A 25,305-nucleotide genomic window follows, 5' to 3' on the forward strand; every position below is an offset into this window, starting at 1 on the left:
ACGGGGCGGTCCGGCGCGCAGCCCGTACGGGGAGCCCGTACGCCGGGGCCTGCGCGGGGAGTCCGTGCGCCGCGGCCCGCGTGGTGCGCGCCGCCGGGCGCGGGCCGGAGGAGACCCCCTCAGTCCGCGTCCTGCGGCGGCGGCCAGGCGTCGCCCCACTCCGCGTCCCGGGCCGCCTTGTACAGCGCGCCGTGCCGCTTGGTGACGGTGGCCCGGGTCAGCCCCTCCGCCTCCGGTCCGCACAGGTCCAGCAGGACCAGGCCCTTGCGGATCTGGGGCCTGCGGGTGATCCGGGCGCCCGCCGGGGCGGCCGGCAGCCGGGTCGCCGCCACGTAGCTGAACTTCTCGTCCTCGTACGCCAGGGTGCCGCCCTTGACCTGGCGGTGCAGGGAGCTGCGGCTGACCCGGGCCGAGAAGTGGCACCAGTCCTCCCCGACCGGGATCGGGCAGGTGCCGTCGTGCGGGCAGGGGGCCGCGATCCGCAGGCCGGCCGCGATCAGGCGGTCCCGCGCGGCGCGGACGCGCAGGTAGCCCTCCGGGGTGCCGGGCTCGATGACCACCACCGTGCCGGCCTTCGCGGCGGCCTCCGCGACCACCGCCTCCTGCGCCTCCCCGGTCAGCTCGCCGAGCACGTACGAGACCGTCACGAGGTCCGCCTCGGGCAGCGCCAGGCCGCTGCCGATGACCGCCTTGCGCCACACCGCCCCGCGCAGCACCTCGGACCCGGAGGCCCCGGCCAGCTCCCGGCCCAGCGCGAGGGCGGGCTCGGCCCAGTCGAGGACGGCGGTCTCCCGCGGCCCCTCCCAGGTGGCGTCCACCGCCCAGGTCGCCGCACCGGTGCCGCCGCCCACGTCCACGTGCGAGGCGGGGGACCAGCCCGGCAGGGCGTCCGCGAGACCCGCCAGCGCGGCCCGTACGGCCTCGAAGGTGGCCGGCATCCGGTACGCGGCGTACGCGGCCACGTCGGAACGGTCGCGCAGCACGGGCGCGTCGGTCGGGGTACGCCCCCGGTAGTTGGCGATCAGCCGGTCGACGGCCTGCGCGGCCTGCTTAGGCGGGAGGCCGTCGAGCAGGCCCGAGAGCGCGGCGCGCAGGGCGTCGCCGGTGGGGACGGAGAGATTCACCCGGAGAGTTTACGGCGGCCCGTCCCGTCGACCGGACGGGCCGCCGCCCGCGCCCGGCCCGGGGCCCGCTCTCACCTGGTGGAACGTCCCCGGCCCGGCGGCCCGGCTGACGTACTGTGCGGCCTCATGAACGCAACCGGGAAGAAGATCGCGGTGGTGACCGGCGCGGGCTCCGGGATCGGCCGCTCCGTCGCCCTGGAGCTCGCCGCCGCCGGCTGGTCGCTGGCCCTGGCCGGACGACGGGCCGAGCCCTTGGAGCGGACCGCGGAGGCGGCGGGCGGGGCGGAGGTGCTGTGCGTACCGGCCGACGTGAGCGCGCCGGAGGAGGTCGCGGCGCTCTACGCGGCCGTGCGCGAGCGGTACGGGCGGCTGGACCTGCTCTTCAACAACGCGGGCACGTTCGGGCCCGGCGGGGTGCCGGTGGAGGAGCTCGCGTACGAGGACTGGCGGCGGGTCGTGGACGTCAACCTGACCGGTGCGTTCCTGTGCGCGCAGGGGGCGTTCCGGCTGATGAAGGAGCAGGACCCGCAGGGCGGCCGGATCATCAACAACGGATCCATCTCCGCGCACGTGCCGCGGCCGCACTCGATCGCGTACACGGCCACCAAGCACGCCGTGACCGGCCTCACCAAGTCCCTGTCCCTGGACGGGCGCCCGTACCGGATCGCCTGCGGTCAGATCGACATCGGCAACGCGGCGACGGACATGACGGAGCGGATGCAGAGCGGGATCCTGCAGGCGAACGGGGAGCTGGCGGTCGAGCCGGTGATGGACGCGGCGGATGTGGCCCGTACGGTCCGGCACATGGCGGAACTCCCCCTGGAGGCGAACGTCCAGTTCGCCACGGTCATGGCCACCACCATGCCCTACATCGGCCGCGGCTGACCCCACCGGGCTCCGCCCGAGCCCGCGCCTCAAACGCCGGCGGGGCTGGAGTTTGCCCGGTCGGCGGCGTGAGTCGGTTGGGGTCTCGGGCGAGGGGGCAACTTCCAGCCTCGCCGGCGTTTGAGGCGCGGGGTTCGGGGCGGAGCCCCGAGACGACGGCCCGCGGATGCCCACGAGCCGGGGCAACTCCAGCCCCTCCGGCGCTTGAGGAGCGGGGTCTGGGGCAGGGCCCAAGGCAACCCGGCTGGCGCCGGGCACCGGGCTCCGCCCGGACCCGCGCCTCAAACGCCGGCGGGGCTGGAGTTTGCCCGGTCGGCGTCGTGAGCCGGTTGGGGTCTCGGGCGAGGGGGCAACTTCCAGCCCCTCCGGCGCTTGAGGAGCGGGTTCGGGGCGGAGGTCCGTGGTGGGAATGGAAGGGCGGGGTTTTGTGGTTGCGGGGGCATGATGATTCGGGAAGTTGACGTGTTGCGGTACGCCGCGTTTTCGGGGGAGCCGGACGGGGGGAACCCCGCCGGGGTCGTCCTCGACGCGGGGACGCTCGACGAGGACGGCATGCTGGGAATCGCCGCCGAGCTCGGTTACAGCGAGACCGCGTTCCTGACCCCCGCCGCCACCCCCGGCCGCGCCTACACCGTCCGGTACTTCAGCCCCAAGGCCGAGGTCCCCTTCTGCGGGCACGCCACCGTCGCCGCAGCCGTCGCGCTCGCCGAGCGCACCGGCCCCGGCGAGCTGCTGTTCCACACCCCCGCCGGCGAGGTCCCCGTGGAGGTGACCGAGCGGGACGGCCGCCTGCGCGCCACCCTGACCAGCGTGCCGCCCCGCGTGGAGGAGATCGCCGGGGCCGATCTCGCGGAGGCGCTCGCCGCCCTGGACTGGCCCGCCGCCGACCTGGACCCGGCCATCCCGCCGCGGATCGCCTTCGCCGGGGCCCGCCACCTGGTCCTCGGCGCGGCCACCCGGCAGCGCCTGGCGGACCTCGCGTACGACTTCGGGCGGCTGGAGGCCCTGATGCTGCGCCTGGACCTCACCACGGTCCAGCTGGTGCACCGCACCGGGGAGACGGAGTTCGACGTGCGCAACCCCTTCCCCGTCGGCGGGGTGGTCGAGGACCCCGCAACGGGCGCCGCGGCCGCCGCCTTCGGCGCGTACGCCCGCGAACTCGGGCTGGTCCCGGCGGACTCCGTGCTCACCCTGCACCAGGGCGCCGACATGGGCCGCCCCGGGGTCCTGACCGTGGAGCTGCGGTCCGGCGAGCCCCGCATCCGGGTCTCCGGCGAGGGCGTGGAGATCCCCGCGGCCTGAAACCGGCCCCGCCGGGTGTGTTTACTGACCGGATGCAGATCCTGACGTTCCCCGAGTCCGCCACCCCGGAAGAGCTGCGCGGCCAGGTCCTCGCCCTCCAGGACGAGGCCTGGCCGCCCGCAGGCGGAGGGCCTTCCACGGGCCTGAGCCACGACCCGCTGCTGCGCCCGCGCTCCGTCCTGCTGGTGGACGGGGCGGGGACCGTGCTGGCCGCCCTCGACCTGCTCCACAAGGAGCTGCGGCACGCCGGGCGCACCCACCGCGCCGCGGGCCTGAGCACCGTCGTCACCCGCAAGGCCGTCCGCGGCCGCGGCCACGGGCTGCGGCTGGTGACCGAGGCGCGGGCCCTGCTGGCCGCCGACCCGGCCGTGGACCTGGGGCTGTTCACCTGCGACCGGGAGCTGCGGCCCTTCTACGAGGCGGCGGGCTGGACGTACCTGCCCGGCTCGGTCCTCGTCGGGGGCACCGCCGAGGACCCGTTCCCCAGCGACGCGCCCGGCTTCGACAAGGCGGTCATGGCCGCGTTCTTCTCCGGGACGGCCCGGGCGCACCGCGCGGGGTTCGAGAACAGCCGGATCGTGCTCCACCCCGGCCTCGTCGACCGCCTCTGGTGAACACCGGGCACCGCGGCCCCGGGTCTCACAGGCCCTTGGCCGCGATCAGCCCGTGGGTCCGGCTCAGGAAGGTCACCCGCGCGTCCGGCTTCGAGGCCGGCGGGACGGTCACGGCCGAGGCCGAGACCATCTCCCGGATCAGGGTGTCCGTGGCCGTGCCCGTCATGATCGCCTTCACGGAAGGGGTCAGCGGCAGCTTCGGGTCCTTGACCGACTTGTCCAGCTTCATCTGCTCGAACTGGCGCGAGGCGAAGAAGACCAGCGCCCCGCCGTCCGCGGTCCGCAGCCCCACCGGGGCGTACGAACCGGTGGACGCGGCCTGGTCCAGCCACTGCGTGGTGAAGCCGGGCCGGTACGCGTCACGGGCGCGCACCGCCCGCCGCCCGGTGGTGTGGGTGCCCGGGGCGAAGCCGTTCGGCACCCCGTCGGACAGGTACTGCGTGTACCGCTTGCTCAGCTCGCCGGGCGGGATCGCCAGGTCGGTCGCCTGCGGGTCGGCCGGCTCGGCCCAGCCGTCCTCGTCCGTCTTGAAGACGGGCACCGTGCCGGCCGGCAGGTTCAGCACGTACGTGACCTTCCAGGGCCGGCCCGCCGCCTCCTTGCTGAAGACGAGCGCCACCCGCCGGTCGGCCTTGTCGGTGCCCTCGTCGCGGTTGCTGTCGGCGTCCGCGAGGAACCAGCGGGGCCAGCCCGCCTTCTTGGGTATGACGAACTTCGTGTCGGTGAGCCGCAAGGGGGTGAAGTCCGGGTTCCCGCCCGGGTTCGCCGCCCGGCCGGCCCGCAGGCTCGCCTTGCGCCGGTCCCCGTAGGGACCGGCGACCACCGAGTCGATCAGCTGCGCGTCATAGGCCTGCTCGGCGCGGTTGTAGGTGGCGAGGAAGGCCGTGAGGGTCTGTGCGGCCTCAGCCCTGGTCGCCGACGGAACCGAGGCCAGCTCGCCCCGCACCGTCGTGCACCCGCTCGCCGCCACCGCCAGCACCGTCAGTGCCGCCGTCATGACCGCCGACCGCCTCAGCCTGCTCATGGCTCTTCTTCTGCTCCTTCGCCCCCACCGACCGTCCGAACCCTACCGGGGCCAGGAACAGGGCGAGCGCCGGGACCAGGTAGAGCGCCCACACCGCGACCTGCAGCACCGTCGGATCGGGCTGGAAGTTGAACGTCCCCTTCAGCAGGGTCCCGTACCAGCTGTCCGGCGGGATCGTCGCGCTGATGTCGAAGGCCTTCTGCGTGAGGCCGCCGACGAAGTCCGCCTCCTGCAGGTCGTGGACGCCGTACGCGAGCACGCCCGCGGCCACGACGACCAGCATGCCGCCGGTCCACGTGAAGAACTTCGCCAGGTTGATCCGCAGCGCACCGCGGTAGAACAGCCAGCCCAGCACGATCGAGGAGGCGATGCCCAGCAGGGCGCCGGCCAGCGGCGCGGCGCCGTTGCCCGCGGCCCGCACCGAGCCCCACACGAAGAGGGAGGTCTCGATGCCCTCCCGGCCGACGGCCAGGAAGGCGGTCGCGACCAGCGCGCCCGTGCCCATCGCCAGGGCCGCGTCGAGCTTGCCGTGCAGCTCGGCCTTCAGGTGGCGCGCCGTGCGCTTCATCCAGAAGACCATCCACGTCACCAGGCCCACGGAGACGATCGACAGGGTGCCGCCGATGGCCTCCTGCGCCTTGAACGTGAGCTCCTGGGTGCCGAAGGTCAGCGCCGCGCCGAAGCCGAGGCTGACCGCGCAGGCGATGCCCACGCCGAGCCACAGCGGCAGCAGCCGGTGCTTGTTGCCCGTCTTCACCAGGTAGGCGACGAGGATGCAGACGACGAGGCTGGCCTCCAGCCCCTCGCGCAGGCCGATCAGATAGTTGCTGAACACGCCGGTTCCCTCCCGTGCTCGTTACGCGAACAGCGCCTTGCCCCACCAGTCGTCCTTGCCGCGGACGCCCGGCGGGACGGCGAAGAGCGCCGAACCCACGTGCTGGATGTACTCGTTGAGGACGTCGTGGCGGGCCAGCCGGCGCTGGATCGGGATGAAGCCCTTGCGGACGTCCCGCTGGTACGCGAGGAAGAACAGGCCGGCGTCCAGGCGGCCGAGGCCGTCGGTGCCGTCGGTGAACGAGTAGCCGCGGCGCAGGATGGTCGCGCCGTCGTTGCTGTCCGGGTGCGCGAGGCGGACGTGCGCCTCGGGCTTCATGGCCTTCAGGAAGGGCTCGTCGCGCTCCTTGGACTTGCCCACGGGGGCGCCCTCGGCCTTGTCCCGGCCGAAGATGTCCTCCTGCTCCTGGAGCGGGGTGCGGTCCCAGATCTCGATGTTCATCCGGATCCGGCGCGCCACCAGGTACGAGCCGCCGGCCATCCACGCGGAGGGGCCGGAGACGTCCTTGTCCGCCACCCACACGTGCTTGTCCAGGGCCTCGGTGTCGGTGCCCGAGATGTTCCGGGTCCCGTCCTTGAAGCCCATCATGTTGCGCGGGGTCTGCTCCTCGGGGGTGGTCGAGGAGGTCTTCCCGAAGCCGAGCTGCGACCAGCGCATGACGACCTTGCCGAAGCCTATGCGGGCGAACTGGCGGATGGCGTGCACGGCCACCTGCGGGTCGTCCGCGCAGGCCTGGATGCAGATGTCGCCGCCGGAGCGGTTCGGGTCCAGGTTGTCGCCGGGGAACAGCTCCAGGTCCACCAGCGCCTCGGGCCGCCTGCCCTCCAGGCCGAAGCGCCCCTTCGCGAACAGGGAGGCGCCGAAGCCGATGGTCAGGGTCAGCCGGGAGGGCTTGAGGCCCAGGGCCTCGCCGGTGTCGTCCGGCGGGGCCTCCGGCAGGCCGCCGACCGCGCCCTCGCCGACCGGCAGGCCCGCGGTCATCCGCTCGGCGGCCCGCGTCCACTCCTGCAGGAGGGCCGCCAGCTCCGCGCGGTCCTTGGTCTTCACGTCGAACGAGGCGAAGTGCAGCCGGTCCTGGACGGCGGTGGCGATGCCGGCCTGGTGCGCGCCGTGGAAGGGCACCGCGGCACCGGTCAGCGCGGCGGGCACCTGGTCGGAGCCGCCGGTGAACGCGGCCACCGAACCGCCCGCGGCGGCGGCGCCGAGCGCCAGGCCCGCACCGCCCCAGCCCAGGAGGGCCCGGCGGGACGGACCGCTGTCGGTCCCGGCCGGTGCGGCCGCTTCGACGTTCTCGGACACTTCGGGCACCTCGGTGTTCTCAGGCTTCTCGGACATGCGCATACGCCCCTCTTCGGACTGCCGGCGGCCGCGTACGGCGCGGGTTACTTGACGACCGCGGCGGCGAGCTTGGACAGCGGCTCGCCGAGGGCGCTGACGCCGTCGGAGAGCTCCTTGCGCTGGTCCTTGCCGACCTTGTCGTACGGCTGGAACACGTAGGTGTTCTTGTCGGCGCGGTACTTGTCGAGCAGCGTGTTCATCGCGGCGAACTGCTTGTCCAGCTCCGCGACCAGCTTCGCGTCGTTCTTGGCGGCGGCGGGCTTGAGCAGCTCGAAGGCCTTCTGGGCGCCCTCGACGTTGGCCTTGAAGTCCACCAGGTCGGTGTGGCTGTAGCGCTCTTCCTCGCCGGTGACCTTGCCGGAGGCGACCTCGTCGAGGAGCTCCTTGGCGCCGTTGGCCATCGAGGTGGGGGTGATCTCGGCCTTGCCGACCCGCTTCTGCCAGTCGGTCAGGTCCGTGAGCAGGGTGGCGGCGAGCTTCTTCTCGGCGTCGCCGATCTTCTTGTCCTGCCAGAGGGCCTTCTCCAGCTTGTGCCAGCCGGTCCACTCCTGGCCGGCCTCCAGGCCGTCCTCGCGGACGTCGACCTTCGGGTCGATGTCGCCGAAGGACTCGGCGACCGGCTCGGTGCGCTCCCAGCCGATGCGGGAGTCGGCGTACGCCTTCTTCGCGGCCTCGATGTCGCCGGCCCGGACGGCGTCGGTGAAGACCTTGACCTTCGGCAGGGTCTCGTCGGCCTGCTGCTGGACGTACTTGCGGTAGGCGGCGACCGCCGCGTCGAGCTCGGGGCTGCGCTTGGCCTCGGCCGTGCCCTTGCCCGTGGCCTTGACGGCCTGGCGGATGCCGTCGCCCTTCATGCCGGGCTTGCAGGCGATCTCGTAGTCGCCGGCCTTGATCTCGGCGGTGATGGTGGCCTTGGTGCCGGGGCCGATGTTCTCGCGCTCCGTGACGATGCGGTCGTCCGGGAAGAGGACGTAGACCTCGGTCACCTTGGAGCCCTTGTTCTCCACGTCCAGCTGGACGTGGCCGGCCGGGAACTCCTTCTTCGAGACCTCGCACGCGGTGTCCGTGGCGGTCACCTTCACCGCGTGGTCGCCGCCCTTCGCGTCGCTCTTCTCGGCGCAGCCGGTGAGGGCGGTCAGGGCGGCCGCGGTGGCGGCAGCGGTGACGACGGAGAAGCGGGCGGGTCGCATCAGAGGGCTCCTGCGGGGTGGGCAAAGGGCTGCCCCGGGGGCGGGGCTGCCGGTGAGGCGGACCTAACTTAACCGAGGCTTACCTGACCGATACCCACCCGTCCAGTGATTCAGCTCTCACCTTCGAGTCCCGGATACGGGGCCGTCACAGCGCCTCCATGGCCAACCCATGGGAAGGCAAAGGAAGGGTCAAGGGGCGGTGGGGATCCGGCCCCGGGAGGCCGTGACCGGGAGTGCCCGACTCGTGACCGCCCGGCCCGTGGCGTGCTTCAATGCCCGCGTGAACGATCTCGACGTGCTCAAGGTGTTCTGCGCGGGCGACGGACGGCACGGCAATGCGCTGGGCGTCGTACGCGACGGACGGACCTGCCCCGACGAAGCCTCGCGGCAGGCCCTCGCCGCCGAACTCGGCTTCAGCGAGACGGTGTTCGTCGACGACCCCGAGCGCGGGGTCGTCGACATCCACAGCCCCGGGCTGCGCATGCGCTTCGCCGGGCACCCGCTGGTCGGCGTCGCCTGGCTGCTGGACGTCGAGGAGCTGAACCCGCCGGTCGGCGAGGTGTGGGCCCGCGACGACGGCGAGTTCACCTGGATCACGGTCCGCGAGGAGTGGGTCGAGGGCAAGCGGACGCAGCAGTACGCGGACGCCGCCGAGGTGGCCGCGCTGCCCGGACCGCCGCCGGGCGAGGGCTGGTTGTACGCCTGGGCCTGGGAGGACGAGCCCGCGGGCCGGATCCGCGCCCGCGGGTTCCCGCGCCGCCCGCACACCTGCGGCCGTACGGACGGCACGTGCGCGGGCGGGGCCTGTCCCGGGAGCATCACCGAGGACGAGGCCACCGGCTCCGCGGCGCTGCTGCTGACCGCGCAGCTGGGCCGCGCCCTGAACATCACCCAGGGGGCGGGCTCGCAGATCCTGACGGCGCCCGGCCCCGACGGCACGATCGAGATCGGCGGCCGGGTCCGCTTCGCGCCGACCGCCGAGGGCCTGGCGCGCTGAGACCCGCGGGGCCGGGCCGCGGGGCCGGGCTGCGGGGCCGGGGCCGGCGCGGCTCAGGCGGCGCTGAGCGGGAACTGCTCGCCGAGCTCGCGGAAGACCGCGCCGTTGTGGTCGAAGGCGCGCTTGCACTCGTCGACGATCCGCTGCTTCTCCAGGTCGTCCACGGGGATCGCGTCGAGCAGCTCGCGGTAGACCCGCTTGAAGGCGGCCGGGTTGGCCACGCCCTCGAAGACGTAGAACCGCACCCCGTCGCCCTTGCGCGCGAAGCCCCAGGTGCGCTCGGCCCTGTCCCGGATGATCTGGCCGCCCGAGAGGTCGCCCAGGTACCGGGTGTAGTGGTGGGCGATGTATCCGCCGGGCCAGCCGGCCGCGCACTCCGCGACCCGGTCCGCGTACGCCCGCGTGGCCGGCAGGGCCGCGGCCCCGGCGCGCCAGTCCGGCCCGCGCAGGTGGGCGAGGTCCCGCTCCAGCTCGGCCACCCGCATCAGCTCGGGCCGTATGAACGGGCCCGCGACCGGGTCCGTGCGCAGGGCGTCGGCCGCCTCCTCCAGGGCCCGGTACACGAACCAAAGCTGCTCCGTGTAGCGGGCGTAGGCCTCCACGCCGAGTCTGCCGCCGAGCAGGTCCGTCATGAAGGCGGAGGTCTCCGCCTCGGTGTGCTGCTGGTGCGAGGCGGTGCGGATGACGGTGGAGAAGGCGTCCAAGACGGACCTCCGGGGCCGGTGGGACGGAAACGGGGGCAGCCGGGCACGGGGTGGCGACCCGGGCCGCCGCCCCCGACCGATCCTCCTGCTTAGGGTTACCTAAGTCAATGTGTTCCCGACGGCCTGTCGGTATCTCTGTCCATTCAAACCGGCTTCATGCCGGCCCGCATCCGCGGATGCGGGCCGGGCCTGCGGGGGCCGCGCCTGGCTCACGGCAGGGTCAGGATCTCCGCCCCGGTGGGCGTGACCACGAGGGTGTGCTCGAACTGCGCGGTCCGCTTGCGGTCCTTGGTGACCACGGTCCAGCCGTCCTCCCACATGTCGTACTCGTGGGTGCCCAGGGTCAGCATCGGCTCGATCGTGAAGGTCATGCCGGGCTCGATGACGGTGGTCGCGTGCGGGCTGTCGTAGTGCGGGATGATCAGCCCGGAGTGGAAGGACGAGTTGATCCCGTGGCCGGTGAAGTCCCGGACCACCCCGTAGCCGAAGCGCTTGGCGTACGACTCGATGACGCGGCCGATGATGTTGATCTGGCGCCCGGGCTTGACCGCCTTGATCGCGCGGTTCAGGGACTCGCGGGTGCGCTCGACGAGCAGGCGGGACTCCTCGTCCACGTCACCGCACAGGTAGGTGGCGTTGTTGTCGCCGTGCACCCCGCCGATGTACGCCGTCACGTCCAGGTTCACGATGTCGCCGTCGCGCAGGACGGTCGAGTCGGGGATGCCGTGGCAGATGACCTCGTTGACCGAGGCGCACAGCGACTTCGGGAAGCCGCGGTAGCCGAGCGTCGAGGGGTACGCGCCGTGGTCGCACATGTACTCGTGCGCCACCCGGTCCAGCTCGTCGGTGGTCACCCCGGGTGCGATCAGCTTCGCGGCCTCCTCCATCGCCTGCGCGGCGATCCGGCCGGCGATGCGCATCGCCTCGATCGTCTCGGCCGACTGCACCTCCGGCCCGGTGTACGGAGTGGGCGCGGGCTTGCCCACGTACTCGGGGCGGCGGATGTTGCCGGGGACGGAACGGGCGGGAGAGAGCTCCCCTGGTACGAGCAGCGACTGGCCAGACATGCATGCGAGTGTATCGAGCGGGGATCGGGCAGCATGGCGGCAGAGGAAGAGGACCGGGACGGGAAAAGAGGAGCGGTTGATGGCCCTGTTCAAGAAGCGCCAGGTCGGCAAGCCCGGCGAGTGGTACTACTGCCTCGTCCACAAGAAGGTGGAGGAGGGCCCGGAGTGCCCGGCCAAGGACCGCTTCGGTCCGTACGGCACCCCGGAGGAGGCCGCGCACGCCATGGAGACCGCCCAGGAGCGGAACCTGGAGTGGCAGAACGACCCCAAGTGGAACGACAAGTCCCGCGAGGAGGACGAGGGCACGGCGACCCCGTAGCCGTAGCCGTAGCCGTGCCGCACCGCAGCCGTTGTGCTGCCCCCGCCGCCTACCAGCGGCTCGGCGGGGCCGCGGTCAGCCGGTCCGCCAGCCGCGAGAGCCGGTCGCGGAACCGGCGCGGGCTGCGCTGCAACGGCAGGCTGTTCTCCCCGGCCGCGGCACTCACCAGGTGCTGCACCGTGTCCAGGTCCGGCCCCGCGCCGGGCTCCACCGACAGCGCCTCGTGCGCCAGCCCCGCCAGCTCCGCGTCCCCGCCGTCCAGGGACAGCACGGTCGCCCCGGCCCGCCGGGCGTCGTGCACCCGCTCCAGCAGCCCCGCCCCGGGCGCCGCCGGCGCCACCACCAGCAGGGTCTCCCCGCGCCGCGCCCCCTCCAGCCGCCCCAGCCCCACCGACAGGTGCGGGGGCTCCCCGGGCCGCACCCGGTGCCGCACCAGGGTCGGCGCCAGCTCCGGCAGCCCCGACCAGGCCGCCTCGTCGACCAGGTGCGCCGCCAGGTGCCAGGGCTCGTACCGCTCGGTGCCGACCAGCAGCAGCCCGCCGCCGGCCGGAGCCACCGAGGCCCGCAGCCCGTGCGCGAACCGCCGGGCCGCCCCGGGCCACTCCGTACCTGCCAGGACCTCGCGCAGCAGCGCCACCCGTACGGCATCCATGAACGGGCATCCTGCCCCCACCCGGCGGGACGGGGTGAAGGCTTGTGGCGGCTTCACCCGTTCGGCAGTGACGGACTCGCGAGTAGGGTCGGGCGCATGACTTCCACTGACAGCGCGGACACCGCCCCCCGGCCGCCGGCGGCCAAGGCCCCGGCCAAGGACCCCTGGGACCTCCCCGACGTCTCCGGCCTCGTCGTCGGCGTCCTCGGCGGCACCGGCGACCAGGGCCGCGGCCTCGCGTACCGGCTGGCCCGGGCCGGCCAGAAGGTGATCATCGGCTCGCGCGCCGCGGAGCGCGCGCAGTCCGCCGCCGAGGAGCTCGGCCTGGGCGTCGAGGGCGCCGACAACGCCGAGTGCGCCCGCCGCAGCGACATCGTGATCATCGCCGTGCCCTGGGACGGCCACGCCAAGACCCTCGCATCCCTGCGCACCGAGCTCGCCGGCAAGCTCGTCGTCGACTGCGTCAACCCGCTCGGCTTCGACAAGCAGGGCGCGTACGCCCTCAAGCCCGAGGAGGGCAGCGCCGCCCAGCAGGCCGCCGCCCTGCTCCCGGACTCCCGGGTCACCGCCGCCTTTCACCACCTCTCCGCGGTCCTGCTCCAGGACGAGTCGATCGAGGAGATCGACACGGACGTGATGGTGCTCGGCGAGTCCCGCGCCGACACCGACCTGGTCCAGGCCCTCGCCGCCCGCATCCCCGGCATGCGCGGGGTCTTCGCGGGCCGCCTGCGGGGCGCCCACCAGGTCGAGTCCCTGGTCGCCAACCTCATCTCGGCCAACCGCCGCTACAAGGCCCACGCCGGCCTCCGCCTCACCGACATCTGACCCACCCCGCCCGCCCCCGGCGTCCGACCGGAAGCGGGCTCCCGGCCCCGGCGCACACCGGGGTCTTTACGGGAGCACTGCGGGGCATGGGGGACACTGGACGGCGGCAGTGCCGTCCGTCCGCTAGGAGCTTCCCCCCATGCCCCGCCTCGCCGTGTTCGCCCTCGCCGTCTGCGCCCTCGCCGTCGCCGCATCCGTGGTCGCCTTCGTGAACGGCAGCTTCCTCGGGATCGTCTGGGTCCTGATGGCGGGCGTGTCCTCGAACATGGCCTGGTTCTACCTGCGCAAGGCCAAGGCGGAGAAGGCCGCCGCGGCCGGCCCGGTCAACGGAGGATGACCTCGCAGTACGGGTTGGTCTCCTGCCAGAAGCGGTAGAGGTCGCGGCCGCAGTACGACTCGGCGTCCGTCACGCCGAGCCCGCGGAGCAGGGCGTGGACCGCGTCGAAGAACACCTCGTTCACCTGCGGGATGAACAGCACGACGAACACGCCGAGCAGCCCGAACTGCGCGTACGGCTCGATCTGCCGGCGCACCCGGTACGACAGCCACGGCTCGACGACCCCGTAGCCGTCCAGGCCCGGGACCGGCAGGAAGTTCAGGATCGCCGCCGTGATCTGGAGGAGGGCCAGGAAGCCCAGGGCGAAGCGGAAGGCGAACGGGACCCCGTCCAGCGCGCCCAGCCAGAACGGGGCCGTGCACACCAGCGCGAACAGCACGTTCGTCAGGGGGCCCGCCGCCGAGATCAGGCTGTGCTTCCAGCGCCCCTGGATCCGGCCGCGCTCGATGAACACCGCGCCGCCCGGCAGGCCGATGCCGCCCATGATCACGAAGACCACCGGCAGCACGATGCTCAGCAGGGCGTGCGTGTACTTCAGCGGGTTCAGCGTCAGGTAGCCCTTCGCGCCGACCGTGATGTCCCCGCCGTGCAGGGCCGTGCGGGCGTGCGCGTACTCGTGCAGGCACAGCGAGACCACCCACGCCGAGGTGACGAAGAGGAACACGGCGAAGCCGGTGCTCGACGCGAAGCCGGTCCACACCGCCCAACCCGTGACCGCCATCACCGCGAGGATCCCCAGGAAGACGGGGCTCACCCGTCGGTCGCCGTGCCGGTTGCGGCCGGCCGTCTGTCCACCCATGGCGCCGAACCTACCGTGCGCACCGGGGCGCGCGGAGGCCCGGGGACAATGGGCGGGTGCGCTACGCGATTCTCGGCACCACCCAAGCCGTCCGCGAGGACGGGACCCCCGCGACCCTGGGCGGGCCCCGGCTGCGCGCCCTGCTGACCGCCCTCGCGGCCCGGCCCGGCCGGGCGCTCCCCGCCGGGCTGCTCGTCGCCGAGGTGTGGGCGGGGGATCCGCCCGCCGATGCGCCGGCCGCCCTCCAGGCCCTCGTGGGCCGGCTGCGCCGGGCCCTCGGGCACGCGGCCGTGGCCTCCGTGGACGGCGGCTACCGGCTGGCGGCGGCCCGCGAGGACGTGGACCTGTTCCGCTTCGAGCGGCTCGCCGCCGAGGGCGCCCGCGCCCTGGAGGCGGGCGCCGCCGCCGAGGCCGCCGCGCGCTACGGCGAGGCGCTGGCCCTGTGGCGCGGCCCCGCCCTCGCCGACCTGCCCGACCGCACCGCCGAGGCCGCCCGCTGGGAGGCCGTACGGCTGGACGCCCGCCGCGGCCGGTGGGCCGCCGCGCTGGACCTGGGCCGGGCCGAGGAGGCGCTGCCCGAACTGGCCGCCCTGTGCGCCGAACGCCCCCTCGACGAGCCGCTGCACGTGCTGCGCATCCGCGCCCTGCGCGACGCGGGCCGGCCCGCCGAGGCCCTCGACGCGTACGAGTCGGTGCGCAAGGAGCTCGCCGGCCGGCTCGGCGCCGACCCGGGGCCCGAACTGCGCGCCCTGCACGCCCGCCTGCTGGCCCCCGCCGCTGCGGCCCCCGCGCCCGCCCCGGCGGCCCCCGCCCCCGCCGGGCCCCCGCCGGGCAACCTCCGGGCCCGGCTCACCACCTTCGTCGGCCGCGAGGCGGACATCGCGGCCATCGGCGCCGACCTCGGCCGGTTCCGGCTCGTGACCCTCCTCGGCCCCGGCGGGGCCGGCAAGACCCGGCTGTCCCAGGAGGCCGCCGAGGCCGCCGCCGCGGCCGGCCACTGGCCCGACGGGGTCTGGCTCGCCGAACTCGCCCCGGTCGAGGACCCCGAGGACGTGGCCGAGGCCGTGCTCTCCGCCCTCGGCGCCCGCGAGAGCTCCCGGCGCGGCGCGGTCTCCGAGGAGCTGCGCGTCCTCAACGACCGCTCCGAAGAGGACGCCGTGCAGCGCCTCGCCGAGTACTGCGCCCGGCGCCGCATGCTGCTCCTGCTCGACAACTGCGAGCACGTCGTGCTGGCCGCCGCCCGGCTCGCCGAGGACCTCCTCGCCCGCTGCCCGGGCGTGCGGATCCTCGCGACCAGCCGGGAACCGCTCGGCGTGCCCGGGGAGAGGCTCCGCCCCGTCGAGCCGCTGCCCGCCCCCATGGCCCTGCGGCTGCTCGCCGAGCGCGGGGCCGCCGCCCGGCCCGGGTTCGACCCGCAGGAGGACCCCGGGGCCGCCGCCGAGATCTGCCGCCGCCTCGACGGGCTGCCCCTCGCGATCGAACTCGCCGCGGCCCGGCTGCGGCTTCTCAGCCCCCGGCAGATCGCCGACCGGCTCGACGACCGGTTCCGGCTGCTCACCAGCGGCAGCCGCACCGTGCTGCCCCGCCAGCAGACCCTGCGCGCCGTAGTCGACTGGTCCTGGGAGCTGCTGGAGCAGCCCGAACGGGCCGTGCTGCGCCGCCTGTCGGTGTTCACGGGCGGCTGCGACCTGGCCGCCGCCGAGACCGTCTGCGCCGACGGGGACCTGCTCGAACCGCTCGACGTGGCCGAGGCCCTCGGCTCGCTCGTGGACAAGTCCCTGGTCGTGGCCGCCGCCGGGCCCGAGGGGGACATGCGCTACCGGCTGCTGGAGACCGTCGCCGAGTACGCCGCCGAACGCCTCGCCGCATCCGGCGCGGACCGGGCCGCCACCGAGCAGCGCCACCTCGTCCACTACCGCGAACTGGCCCGCCGCACCGAACCGCGGCTCCGCGGCCGCACCCAGCGCGCCGCGGCCGCCCTGATCCGCACCGAGTACGAGAACTTCCGCACCGCCCTGCGCCGGGCCGTGGCCGCACGCAACGAGGGCGAGGTGCTCTGCCTCGTCCACTCGCTCGTCTGGTACTGGCAGATGCACGACCTGCGCTCCGAGTCCCGGCACTGGTCCCGGGCGGCCGCCGCCCTCGGCCCCGACCCCTTCGCCCCGCCGGTGGCCCCCGTACCGCCCGTCCACGAGCAGGTGGTCGAGTTCCCGCCGCCCTACTCCGGGGAGCTGCTCGCCGAGGCCCGGCGCGGCATCCGGCTGATCGAGCTGGCCTCCCGCGACCAGAGCACCGGCAACTGGCACTCCCCGGAGGTGCAGGAGCTGATCCACGGCATCGTCGCCGCCTACCGGCCCGGGCTGCCCCAGCTCTGCCGCAACCCCGGCGGCCTGTGGTTCTACGCCGTCATGATCGCGGGGGACCCCGGCCTGCTCCAGGAGGTCATCGACGCCAACGTCGAGACCTGCCGCTCCTTCGGCTACACGTGGGAGCTGGCCTCCGCCCTCCAGCTGCGCGCCAACGTCCTCGCCAACCGGGCCGACTGGGTCGGCAGCGCCACCCGGGACGCCGAGGAGTCCCTCGCCCTGTTCACCGGACTCGGCGACGACTGGGGCTGCGCCGAGGCGCTCTCCGCCCGCGGGGAGGCCCACGAGCGCCGCGGGGAGTTCGCCGCGGCCGCCGCGGACTTCCGGGCCGCCGGGGAGTACGCCCGCCGGCTCGGGGCCGAGGCCCAGGTGACGGTGCTGCGGGTACGGCTGGCCGGGGTGCTCGCCGAGCTCGGCGAGGGGGCGGAGGCCGAGGAGATCCTCACCGAAGTGGTCGCCACCCGGCAGCAGTTCGGCAACGAGGCCATGCCCGCCGCCCGGATGTTCCTGGCCACGCGGCTGGCCCGGACCGGACGCACCGGCGAGGCGCGGGCCCAGCTCCGGGCCCTGCGCGAGGAGTTCGCCTTCGGCGCGTACGCCATCTTCGACGGGTTCCTCCTCGGCATGATGGCCTGGCTGGACAACCTCGAAGGACGCCACGAGGACGCCCTGGCGGCCCTCCGGCAGGCCATGGCGGCCGCGGACGACCCGCTGGTGCGGATGGTGGCCCCGCAGATGCAGGCCGTCTACCTGATGACCGGGGCCGGGTCGGTCGCCGGGCTCGGCGGCGCCGCGCGGGCCCGTGACGCGGCCCGCCTGCTGGGCGCGTACCGGGCCCTGCTGCCGGCGGGGCACTTCCCCACCCTGATCGAGCGCGAGGGCTTCGCGGCCGCCGAGGCCGCGGCCCGGCCGCAGCTGGGGGACGCCGGATACGAGGAGGCGTACGCCGAGGGCGGCGCCCTCTCGCTGGAGGAGGCCGCCGCCCTCTTGCGCCCCTGACCCGGCGCGCGTCCGGGACGCGATCCGGGCCGCCCCGGATCAGGTCTTCTTGCGGAACCTGGCGACCGCCAGCGGGGCCGTCACCAGGGTGATCAGCACGGTCCAGCCCAGGGTCATCCACACCGAGTGGGCCACCGGCCCGCCGTTGACCAGGTTCCGGGCCGCGTCGGCCAGGTTGGACAGCGGGTTGTAGTCGGTGAAGCTCTGGAGCCAGCCGGGCATCGAGGAGGGCGGGCTGAAGATCGAGCTGCCGAACTGGAGGGGCATCAGCACCAGCATCGCGACCCCCTGGACGGCCTGGGCCGTCTTCATGGTCAGGCCGACCAGGATGAAGATCCACATCAGCGAGGCGCCGAAGACCACGGACAGGCCGACCGCGGCGAGCAGGTCGAGCACCGAGGTCTTGATGTCCAGGCCCAGCAGGAAGCCCATGCCCAGCAGGATGGCGGTGGCGATGAGCATCCGGCCGATCTCGACCACGATCTTGGCGATGAGCACCGAGGAGCGGGCGATCGGCATGGACCGGAACCGGTCCATCACACCCTTCTGGAAGTCCTCGTTGACGCCCGTGCCCACCGCCATGGCGATGTTCAGGCCCATCATCGCCATCATGCCGGGCACCAGGTAGTTGACGTACGCGTCCTGGTTGCCCTTGCCCGCGATCGCGCCGCCGAAGACGTACACGAACAGCAGGATGAAGACGATCGGCATGAGGACGACCTCGAAGATCGACTCCGGGTTCGCCTTGATCTGGAGGGCGTTGCGCCGCGCCAGGGCGCCGATGTGGCGCAGGTTGGCCCGCAGGCCGATCCGGCCCTCGCCGGGCAGGGCCCGGCCCGGTGCGGGGGTGCCGGCGGCCGCGTCGCCGCGGACCGGAGCGCTGGTCGTCGTGCTCATGCTGCGACCTCCTCGGCCTTGTCGTTGTCGATGGCTGCTTCGCCGGACGTGCTGCGGTGGCCGGTGATGGCCAGGAACACCTCGTCCAGGCTGGGCAGGTACGTGCTCACGTCGGTGATGCCGTACCCGCGGGCGCCGAGCAGGCCGACCACGGCGGTCAGCTGCTCGTCGCTGAGGATGGGGACCAGCAGCGTCCCGTCGTCCGGCACGGCCTGCGAGCCCGCGGGCCCGTCGAGCCCGGCCTCGGCCAGCGCCCGGGCCATGTCCGGCACGTCGGCCGCGCGGGCCGGCCGGATCCGCAGGGTGCGGCCGCCCACCCGGGCCTTGAGCTCGTCCACCTTGCCCTTGGCGATGACCCGGCCGCGGTCGATGACCGTCAGCTCGCTGGCGAGCTGCTCGGCCTCCTCCATGTACTGGGTGGTGAGCAGCACGGTCGCGCCCTCGGCCACCAGCCGGTGCACCTCGTCCCACACCTCGTTGCGGGTGCGGGGGTCGAGGCCGGTGGTCGGCTCGTCCAGGTAGATCACGGCCGGGTTCCCGATCAGGGAGGCCGCGAGGTCCAGCCGGCGGCGCATGCCGCCGGAGTACATCCCGGCCACCTTCTTCGCCGCGTCCGTCAGCGAGAAGCGCTCCAGCATCTCGTCCGCGCGCCGGCGGGCGTCCTTGCGGGAGAGGTCGAGCAGCCGCCCGATCATGTACAGGTTCTCCCAGCCGGACAGCCGCTCGTCCACCGAGGCGTACTGGCCGGTCAGGCCGATGGTGCGGCGCAGCTGCCGGGGCTGGCGGACCACGTCGAAGCCGGCGACGACGGCGGTGCCGGCGTCCGGGACGATCAGCGTGGACAGGCAGCGCACCAGGGTGGTCTTGCCGGCGCCGTTGGGGCCGAGGACACCGAGGACGGTGCCCTCGCGGACGTCCAGGTCCACCCCGTCGAGCGCCTTGGTCTCGCCGTAGTGCTTGACCAGTCCCCGCACCTCCACGGCGTTGGCGCCGCTGCCGGGGGTCGTTTCGATTCGCGTCATGCCCCCAAGGACACCAGCCCCCACCGACAACGCGCCGACAGGCCGCCGACAGGGCCGTACGGGGGATGCCGACGGCCCGCCCGCAGCTGTGGGCGGGCCGTCGGTGCGCCGTCAGTGGAAGCTGTGCTCCTCCTGCGGGAAGGCGCCGCCCGCCACGTCGGCCGCGAAGGCCTTCGCCGCGTCGCCCATGGTCGTGCGCAGGTTCGCGTACTGCTTGACGAAGCGCGGCAGCTTGCCGGGGGTGAGGCCCATCATGTCGGTCCACACGAGCACCTGGGCGTCGCACTCCGCACCCGCGCCGATACCGACGGTGGGAATGTGCAGGGACCGGGTCACCTCGGCCGCCAGCTCCGCCGGGACCAGCTCCAGGACCACCGCGAAGGCGCCTGCGTCCTGCGCGGCCTTCGCGTCGCGCAGCAGCTGGTGCGCCGCCTCGTCGCTGCGGCCCTGCACCCGGTAGCCCATGGCGTTGACGGACTGCGGGGTCAGCCCCAGGTGGGACATGACCGGGATGCCGGACTGCACGATCAGCTCGGTCTGGCGCAGCGAGCGCTCGCCGCCCTCCAGCTTGACCGCGCCCACCCCGGCCTCCTTGACCAGCCGGGTCGCGCTGCGCAGCGCCTGCACGGCCCCCTCCTGGTACGAGCCGAACGGCAGGTCGCCGACGATCAGGGCGCGCCGGGTGCCGCGGACCACCGCGGCGGACAGGAGGGTCATCTCGTCGAGGGTCACCGGCACCGTGGTCTCGTAACCGAGGTGACAGTTGCCCATGGAGTCCCCGACCAGGATGACCGGGATGCCCGACTCGTCGAAGACGGAGGCCGTCATCGCGTCGTACGCGGTGAGCATCGGCCACTTCTCGCCGCGCTCCTTGGCGGCGGCCAGGTCGCGGATGGTGATCCGGCGGGTGGAGGCGCCCCCGTACAGGGTGAGGCTCCCCGGCTGACCGGTTCCCCGGGCAGGCGAAACGGCATGCGTCATTGCAACTGCTCCTTGTGTCATCTCGTGGCGCCCTTACGGCGTCCCCGGACTCACCCCCCATGGTGGCATCCTGCGGCGCAAAGGAGGAAGGCGACGGCGGGCGTGGGCTGGGACACGGATCGAGGCCCGCTCGAATCCGCGGCCGGCGCGGACGATGGCGCCCAAATATGCGCGTTTCGTTACAAGGGGAACCCCTGTCGCCGCTCCCGCCGTCCTCGTGTCCGTACAGCCGCCCCGGACTGCAGGCATGATGCTGATCATCGCCTAGGGTCGGGGTGCGGGACAGTGCGCGAGCAAGGCAGTGAGGACAGTGGCATGGCACAGGCGTACATGACGGAGACGGGGAACGGCGGCTCGGGGGACGAGCCCACCGGATCCCGGTTCCGCCGCCGCCTGGCCGAACTGCGCCGTGATCCCGGGATCTGGCGCCGCGGGATCGTGATCGCCGCCGGGGCCGCGCTGATCTCCCTCGTGATGGTCTTCCACGCGCAGCTGCCGAACACCGTCGGGAACACCGGCAGCCTCATCGAGACCTTCCTGCCCTGGCTGGGCCTGTTCGTCCCGGTGCTCCTCGCGGCGGCCGTGCTGCGCCGCTCCGCGACGGCGCTGATCGCGGTGGCCGTGCTCTGCGGGGTGTGGCTGAACTTCTTCGGCGGGCTGGTCACCGACAAGTCCGGGTCCGGCGGCAACCTGACCGTCGCCACCCACAACGTGGACGCCGACAACCCCGACCAGCAGGGCACCGCCGAGAACATCGCCGGCTCCGGGGCCGACGTCCTCGCCCTGACCGAGCTCAAGGCCGCCGCCGTCCCCGTCTACGCGAAGGTGCTGGCGGGCACGTACAAGTACCACGCGGTCGAGGGCACCGTCGGCCTGTGGAGCAAGTACCCGCTCAGCGGCAGCGCCCCGGTGGACATCAAGATGGGCTGGACCCGGGCCATGCGCGCCACGGTGGACACCCCGCAGGGGCGGGTCGCGTTCTACGTGGCCCACCTGCCCTCGGTGCGCGTCAAGCTCAACGCCGGCTTCACCGCCAACCAGCGCGACAACAGCGCCGACGCCCTCGGCCACGCCCTCGCCGCCGAACCGCTCCAGCGGGTGGTCCTGCTCGGCGACCTCAACGGCACCATGAACGACCGCGCCCTGTCCCCGGTCACCTCACAGATGCGCTCGACCCAGGGCGCCGCCGGCGACGGCTTCGGCTTCAGCTGGCCGGCCCCCTTCCCGATGGCCCGCATCGACCAGATCATGGTCCGCGGGATCACCCCGGAGGCCTCCTGGACCCTGCCGCGCACCGGCAGCGACCACCTGCCGGTGGCCGCCCGCCTCACGGTCCGGCCGTAGGACCCGCCGTACGCACGGGGAAGGCCCCGGACGCCGCGTGCGTCCGGGGCCTTCCCCGTGCGCGGGTGCCGTGCCGTTCCGTCAGGAGTGCTCGCGCCAGCCGTTGGTGATGGGCAGCCGGCGGTCCTTGCCGAAGCCCTTGCGGGAGATCTTCGTGCCCGGCGGGTACTGCCGGCGCTTGTACTCGGCCGTGTCCACCATCCGCACGGTCCGCGCCACGAGCTCGCGGTCGAAACCGGCCGCGACGATCTCCTCCAGGCCCTGGTCCCGGTCCACGTACCGGTCCAGTACGGCGTCCAGGACGGGATAGTCCGGCAGCGAGTCCGTGTCCACCTGGCCCGGGCGCAGCTCGGCGCTCGGCGGCTTCGTGATCGAGTTCTCGGGGATCGGCGGGACCTCGCCGCGCTCCGCGGCGGCCGCGTTGCGCCACCGCGCCAGCCGGAACACGTCCGTCTTGTACACGTCCTTGATGGGCCCGTACGCGCCGACCGAGTCCCCGTAGAGGGTGGAGTAGCCCACGGCCAGCTCGGACTTGTTCCCCGGGGCCAGCACGATGTGGCCCTCCTGGTTGGACAGGGCCATCAGCAGGGTGCCGCGCAGCCGCGACTGGAGGTTCTCCTCGGCGAGCCCCTCCAGCCCCAGGGAGCCCATGTACGCGTCGAACATCGGCACGATCGGGACCGTGCGGAAGTTGAGGCCGGTCCGCCGCGCCAGCTCGGCCGCGTCCCCCCGGGAGTGGTCGGAGGAGTACTTGGAGGGCATCGAGACCCCGTACACGTGCGCCCCGCCGAGGGCGTCGCAGGCCAGGGCGGCGACCAGGGCGGAGTCGATGCCGCCGGAGAGGCCGATGAGGACCGAGCGGAAACCGTTCTTGTGCACGTACGCGCGCAGCCCCGTGACCAGGGCCTCGTAGATCTCCGCCTCGTCGCCGAGCCGGTCCGCGTAGCCGCCGGTCACCACCGGCTCGTAGGCGGGCAGCGGCTCCTCGGACAGGACCACCCGGTCGATCCGCAGGCCGTCGTCCACCACGCCCTCGGGGGCGTCGGCGGCGGCCGCCGGCAGGTCCAGGTCGACCAGCACGCAGCCCTCGGAGAACTGCGGGGCCCGGGCGACGACCTCGCCGTTCGCGTCGACGACGATCGAGTCCCCGTCGAAGACCAGGTCGTCCTGGCCGCCGGTCATCGCCACGTACGCGAGGGTGCAGCCGGCCTCCTGGGCCCGCTTGCGGACCAGTTCGAGGCGGAGGTCGTCCTTGTTGCGCTCGTACGGGGAGGCGTTGACGGAGATCAGCAGCCCGGCGCCGGCGGAGCGGGTGGCCGGCACCCGGCCGCCGTCCTGCCAGAGGTCCTCGCAGATGGCCAGGGCCACGTCCACGCCGTGCACCCGCACCACCGGCTGGGTGTCGCCGGGCACGAAGTACCGGAACTCGTCGAACACGCCGTAGTTCGGCAGGTGGTGCTTGGCGAAGCGCAGGGCCACGCCGCCGCCGTACAGCACCGCGGCGGCGTTCAGCGGGGAGCCGGCGGGCCGGCCGAGGCGCGGCTCGGCCTTCTCGGCCCGGTCGAGGTAGCCCACGACCACGGGCAGTCCGCCCAGGCCCTCGGCGGCCAGCCGGGCGGCGAGGGCGCCCAGGGCGGCCCGGGAGGCCTCGACGAAGGACCCGCGCAGGGCGAGGTCCTCGACGGGGTATCCGGTCAGCACCATCTCGGGGAACGCCACCAGGTGGGCGCCCTGATCGGCGGCGTGCCGGGTCCAGTGGACGACCGAGTCGGCGTTGGCGGCGATGTTGCCGACGTGCGAGTCGATCTGATTCAGCGCGAGGCGTAGTTGAGGCACGCCGCCAGTCTAATCGTCTTTCTGACGCGATGTCCTGGGGTGCGGGGAGGCAACCGGTCCGGGAGCCCCGCGGAGGGGCTCCCGGACCGGGGGCGGGGCGGGGCGGCCCGGTGCCCGTGCCGGGCGCCGGCCCGGGGACGCGGTGGCCGTCCGTGCCGACCGCGCGGGCCCGCCCCGGCCGTCCGCGGGCCCGCTCCGGCCGCCCGGCCCCCGCTACCCGCGCCGGTACCCGAGGACCGTCATCATCCCGGCCTCCGCGTGGTAGACGTTGTGGCAGTGGACCATCCACAGCCCCGGGTTGTCCGCGTCGAAGTCCACGGTGAGGGTGCCGTTCGGCAGTACCACCGCGGTGTCCTTGCGGACCCCGGACGGGGTGTGGGCCAGGGCGAAGGTGTGCCCGTGCAGGTGGACCGGGTGCCACATCGCGGTCGAGTTCGCGAACACCATCCGGACCCGCTCGCCCGCCTTCACCGGATGCCGCTGGTCGGACCGGTACGGGGCCCCGTCGAAGGCCCAGTCGTACTTCTCCATGCCGCCGGTGAGGCGGATCTTCACCGTCCGGTCCGGGGTGCGCGCAGGGAGCGCGACCGAGGGGGCGGCCTTCAGCCGGTCGGCGGTCAGCGGCCGCCCGGTCAGCTCCGCCGGCCGGACTCCGGCCGCCGGGGCCGCACCCCCGCCGGTGCGCAGCAGGGCGAGGGCGGTGCGGTCCTTGCCCTCGGCGAGCGCGGTCAGCGGGAACACCCCGTCCTGCGCGGTGACCAGCACGTCGTACCGCTCGCCCATGCCCAGCAGCAGCGAGCGGGTCCGCGCGTGCTCGACCGGGAAGCCGTCGGTGTGGGTGACGGTCATCTCGTGGCCGCCGAGGGCCACGCGGAAGGCGGTGTCCCCGCCCGCGTTGACGATCCGGATCCGGATCCGGTCCCCGGGGCGGGCCGTGAACACCGAAGGGTCCTCCGGGGTGCGCCCGTTGACCAGGTAGTGCGGGTACGCCACGTCCCCCGCGTCCCCGCCGAGCACGTCGCTCCGGGCGCCCATCATGATCCGCGAGGGGCCGCCGCCGGGGGCCGGGGCGGAGGGCCGTGCCGCGCCGCCCGTGCCGTGGCCGCCCATGTCGTGCCCGGCGTGGCCGCCGCCTGCCATCCCCCCGGACAGCTCGGCGAGCACCCCGTCCGGGGTGGAGCCCTCGACCCCGTCCACCCAGTCGTCCAGGACCACCACCCACTCCTTGTCGTACGACAGGGGCTCCCGGGGGTCCTCGACGATGAGCGGCGCGTACAGCCCGCGGTCCTGCTGCACCCCGGAGTGCGGGTGGAACCAGTACGTGCCCGGGTGCGGCACGGCGAAGCGGTACGTGAAGGACCCGCCGGGCCGGATCTCCTGCTGGGTCAGGCCGGGCACCCCGTCCATGTCGTTGCGCAGCGCCAGGCCGTGCCAGTGCAGGGAGGTCGCCTGCGGGAGGTGGTTGGCCAGGGTCAGGGCCAGGGTGTCGCCCGCGGTGACGCGGACCTCCCGTCCCGGCAGCCGGTCCCCGTAGGCCCAGGACCTGACGGTGCGTCCGGCACCGAGGTCGAGCCGGGTGGGCGTGGCGGTCAGCCGGACCGTGCGGACCGGGCCGCGGGCGCCGCGCGCGGCCTCGGCCGCCCGGACCTCGGGGCCGTCGGGGGAGACGTAGCCCTCGGGCGCCGGGCCCGCGGGGGTGCCGGAGCCCGAGCCGGAGCCGCCGTGCTGCATGGAGCCGTGGTCCGTTCCGGAGCCGCCGGAGCAGGCGGCGAGCAGCCCGCTGCCGGCTGCGGCGAGTCCGGCGCCGAGCAGGGTGCGACGAGTGTGAAGAGAGCGCATGGTGCACCT

The 25,305-nt window shown here is 74.0% G+C and carries 23 protein-coding genes; 9 read left to right on the forward strand and 14 right to left on the reverse strand.

All coding sequences use genetic code 11. From position 1 onward, the window contains the following. Positions 1-119: 119 nt before the first annotated feature. Entirely contained in the window at positions 120-1,124 is a 1,005-nt protein-coding gene (locus ACZ407_RS31855; RefSeq protein WP_468134440.1) for a small ribosomal subunit Rsm22 family protein, read from the reverse strand. Between the two features lie 126 nt (positions 1,125-1,250). On the opposite strand from ACZ407_RS31855, the gene ACZ407_RS31860 reads away from it, so the two are divergent. The 3 genes from ACZ407_RS31860 (at position 1,251) to ACZ407_RS31870 (ending at position 3,925) form a co-directional block, all read left to right on the forward strand. After that, positions 1,251-2,009, forward strand: a complete 759-nt coding sequence (locus ACZ407_RS31860; RefSeq protein ID WP_468134442.1) for an SDR family oxidoreductase — start codon at positions 1,251-1,253, stop codon at positions 2,007-2,009. A gap of 441 nt (positions 2,010-2,450) precedes the next feature. After that, the gene (locus ACZ407_RS31865) at positions 2,451-3,311 is read left to right on the forward strand and encodes a PhzF family phenazine biosynthesis protein (RefSeq protein ID WP_468134444.1); all 861 of its coding nucleotides are present in this window, start codon (positions 2,451-2,453) and stop codon (positions 3,309-3,311) included. A gap of 32 nt (positions 3,312-3,343) precedes the next feature. Next, the gene (locus ACZ407_RS31870; protein WP_468134446.1) at positions 3,344-3,925 is read left to right on the forward strand and encodes a GNAT family N-acetyltransferase; all 582 of its coding nucleotides are present in this window, start codon (positions 3,344-3,346) and stop codon (positions 3,923-3,925) included. 25 nt (positions 3,926-3,950) lie between these two features. Here ACZ407_RS31870 and ACZ407_RS31875 read toward each other — a convergent pair whose 3' ends face one another. The 4 genes from ACZ407_RS31875 to efeO are packed head-to-tail and all read right to left on the reverse strand — an operon-like array spanning position 3,951 to position 8,312. Next, positions 3,951-4,922 carry an SCO2278 family lipoprotein gene (locus tag ACZ407_RS31875; protein ID WP_468134521.1) on the reverse strand — a complete coding sequence of 324 codons (972 nt, stop codon included), beginning with the start codon at positions 4,920-4,922 and terminating at the stop codon, positions 3,951-3,953. Beyond that, positions 4,828-5,784: an iron uptake transporter permease EfeU gene (efeU, locus tag ACZ407_RS31880; protein ID WP_468134448.1), complete on the reverse strand. Its 957-nt coding sequence runs from the start codon at positions 5,782-5,784 to the stop codon at positions 4,828-4,830. The genes ACZ407_RS31875 and efeU overlap by 95 nt, the downstream gene beginning before the upstream one ends. Before the next feature lie 21 nt (positions 5,785-5,805). Continuing rightward, positions 5,806-7,119, reverse strand: a complete 1,314-nt coding sequence (gene efeB, locus ACZ407_RS31885; RefSeq protein WP_468134450.1) for an iron uptake transporter deferrochelatase/peroxidase subunit — start codon at positions 7,117-7,119, stop codon at positions 5,806-5,808. 47 nt (positions 7,120-7,166) lie between these two features. After that, positions 7,167-8,312, reverse strand: a complete 1,146-nt coding sequence (gene efeO, locus ACZ407_RS31890) for an iron uptake system protein EfeO (protein ID WP_468134452.1) — start codon at positions 8,310-8,312, stop codon at positions 7,167-7,169. A gap of 280 nt (positions 8,313-8,592) precedes the next feature. Between efeO and ACZ407_RS31895 the strand changes: the two genes are divergently transcribed. Next, entirely contained in the window at positions 8,593-9,309 is a 717-nt protein-coding gene (locus ACZ407_RS31895) for a PhzF family phenazine biosynthesis protein (protein WP_468134454.1), read from the forward strand. Positions 9,310-9,362: 53 nt separating this feature from the next. Here the strand turns inward: ACZ407_RS31895 and ACZ407_RS31900 are convergent, their stop codons facing one another. Beyond that, on the reverse strand, positions 9,363-10,013 hold the full coding sequence (locus ACZ407_RS31900) for a biliverdin-producing heme oxygenase (protein WP_468134456.1): 651 nt from the start codon (positions 10,011-10,013) through the stop codon (positions 9,363-9,365). 209 nt (positions 10,014-10,222) lie between these two features. Further along, positions 10,223-11,080, reverse strand: coding sequence for a type I methionyl aminopeptidase (map, locus tag ACZ407_RS31905; RefSeq protein WP_468134458.1), 858 nt, complete (start codon positions 11,078-11,080; stop codon positions 10,223-10,225). 79 nt (positions 11,081-11,159) lie between these two features. On the opposite strand from map, the gene ACZ407_RS31910 reads away from it, so the two are divergent. Beyond that, positions 11,160-11,399: a hypothetical protein gene (locus ACZ407_RS31910; protein WP_468134460.1), complete on the forward strand. Its 240-nt coding sequence runs from the start codon at positions 11,160-11,162 to the stop codon at positions 11,397-11,399. A gap of 49 nt (positions 11,400-11,448) precedes the next feature. On the opposite strand, the gene ACZ407_RS31915 is transcribed toward ACZ407_RS31910, so the two are convergent. Beyond that, complete coding sequence (locus ACZ407_RS31915) at positions 11,449-12,051, reverse strand: hypothetical protein (protein ID WP_468134462.1); 603 nt, start codon at positions 12,049-12,051, stop codon at positions 11,449-11,451. 96 nt (positions 12,052-12,147) lie between these two features. Between ACZ407_RS31915 and npdG the strand changes: the two genes are divergently transcribed. Together npdG and ACZ407_RS31925 are read left to right on the forward strand one after the other, a co-directional pair. Beyond that, positions 12,148-12,876, forward strand: coding sequence for an NADPH-dependent F420 reductase (gene npdG, locus ACZ407_RS31920; RefSeq protein WP_468134464.1), 729 nt, complete (start codon positions 12,148-12,150; stop codon positions 12,874-12,876). A 139-nt stretch (positions 12,877-13,015) separates the two neighbouring features. Beyond that, positions 13,016-13,213, forward strand: a complete 198-nt coding sequence (locus tag ACZ407_RS31925; RefSeq protein WP_468134466.1) for a hypothetical protein — start codon at positions 13,016-13,018, stop codon at positions 13,211-13,213. Here the strand turns inward: ACZ407_RS31925 and ACZ407_RS31930 are convergent. After that, on the reverse strand, positions 13,200-14,012 hold the full coding sequence (locus ACZ407_RS31930) for a site-2 protease family protein (RefSeq protein WP_468134468.1): 813 nt from the start codon (positions 14,010-14,012) through the stop codon (positions 13,200-13,202). The two genes, ACZ407_RS31925 and ACZ407_RS31930, sit on opposite strands and share 14 nt — an antisense overlap. A 56-nt stretch (positions 14,013-14,068) precedes the next feature. On the opposite strand from ACZ407_RS31930, the gene ACZ407_RS31935 reads away from it, so the two are divergent. Next, positions 14,069-17,377, forward strand: a complete 3,309-nt coding sequence (locus ACZ407_RS31935; RefSeq protein WP_468134470.1) for an AfsR/SARP family transcriptional regulator — start codon at positions 14,069-14,071, stop codon at positions 17,375-17,377. A 39-nt stretch (positions 17,378-17,416) separates the two neighbouring features. Here the strand turns inward: ACZ407_RS31935 and ACZ407_RS31940 are convergent, their stop codons facing one another. The 3 genes from ACZ407_RS31940 to panB all read right to left on the reverse strand — a co-directional run bounded on the left by ACZ407_RS31940 (position 17,417) and on the right by panB (position 20,277). Beyond that, the gene (locus tag ACZ407_RS31940; protein ID WP_468134472.1) at positions 17,417-18,274 is read right to left on the reverse strand and encodes an ABC transporter permease; all 858 of its coding nucleotides are present in this window, start codon (positions 18,272-18,274) and stop codon (positions 17,417-17,419) included. Next, the gene (locus ACZ407_RS31945) at positions 18,271-19,296 is read right to left on the reverse strand and encodes an ATP-binding cassette domain-containing protein (RefSeq protein ID WP_468134474.1); all 1,026 of its coding nucleotides are present in this window, start codon (positions 19,294-19,296) and stop codon (positions 18,271-18,273) included. Before ACZ407_RS31945 ends, ACZ407_RS31940 begins: the two co-directional genes overlap by 4 nt. 111 nt (positions 19,297-19,407) lie before the next feature. Beyond that, the gene (gene panB, locus ACZ407_RS31950; protein WP_468134476.1) at positions 19,408-20,277 is read right to left on the reverse strand and encodes a 3-methyl-2-oxobutanoate hydroxymethyltransferase; all 870 of its coding nucleotides are present in this window, start codon (positions 20,275-20,277) and stop codon (positions 19,408-19,410) included. Between the two features lie 315 nt (positions 20,278-20,592). On the opposite strand from panB, the gene ACZ407_RS31955 reads away from it, so the two are divergent. Beyond that, positions 20,593-21,621, forward strand: a complete 1,029-nt coding sequence (locus ACZ407_RS31955) for an endonuclease/exonuclease/phosphatase family protein (RefSeq protein ID WP_468134478.1) — start codon at positions 20,593-20,595, stop codon at positions 21,619-21,621. A gap of 81 nt (positions 21,622-21,702) precedes the next feature. Here the strand turns inward: ACZ407_RS31955 and ACZ407_RS31960 are convergent, their stop codons facing one another. Both ACZ407_RS31960 and ACZ407_RS31965 read right to left on the reverse strand, forming a co-directional pair. Further along, a complete protein-coding gene (locus ACZ407_RS31960; RefSeq protein ID WP_468134480.1) occupies positions 21,703-23,457 on the reverse strand; it encodes an NAD+ synthase in 1,755 nt (584 codons plus the stop codon). A 213-nt stretch (positions 23,458-23,670) separates the two neighbouring features. Then, positions 23,671-25,296, reverse strand: coding sequence for a multicopper oxidase family protein (locus ACZ407_RS31965; RefSeq protein WP_468134482.1), 1,626 nt, complete (start codon positions 25,294-25,296; stop codon positions 23,671-23,673). Positions 25,297-25,305: the final 9 nt, after the last annotated feature.

Source organism: Streptomyces sp. NPDC030809, assembly GCF_055572195.1.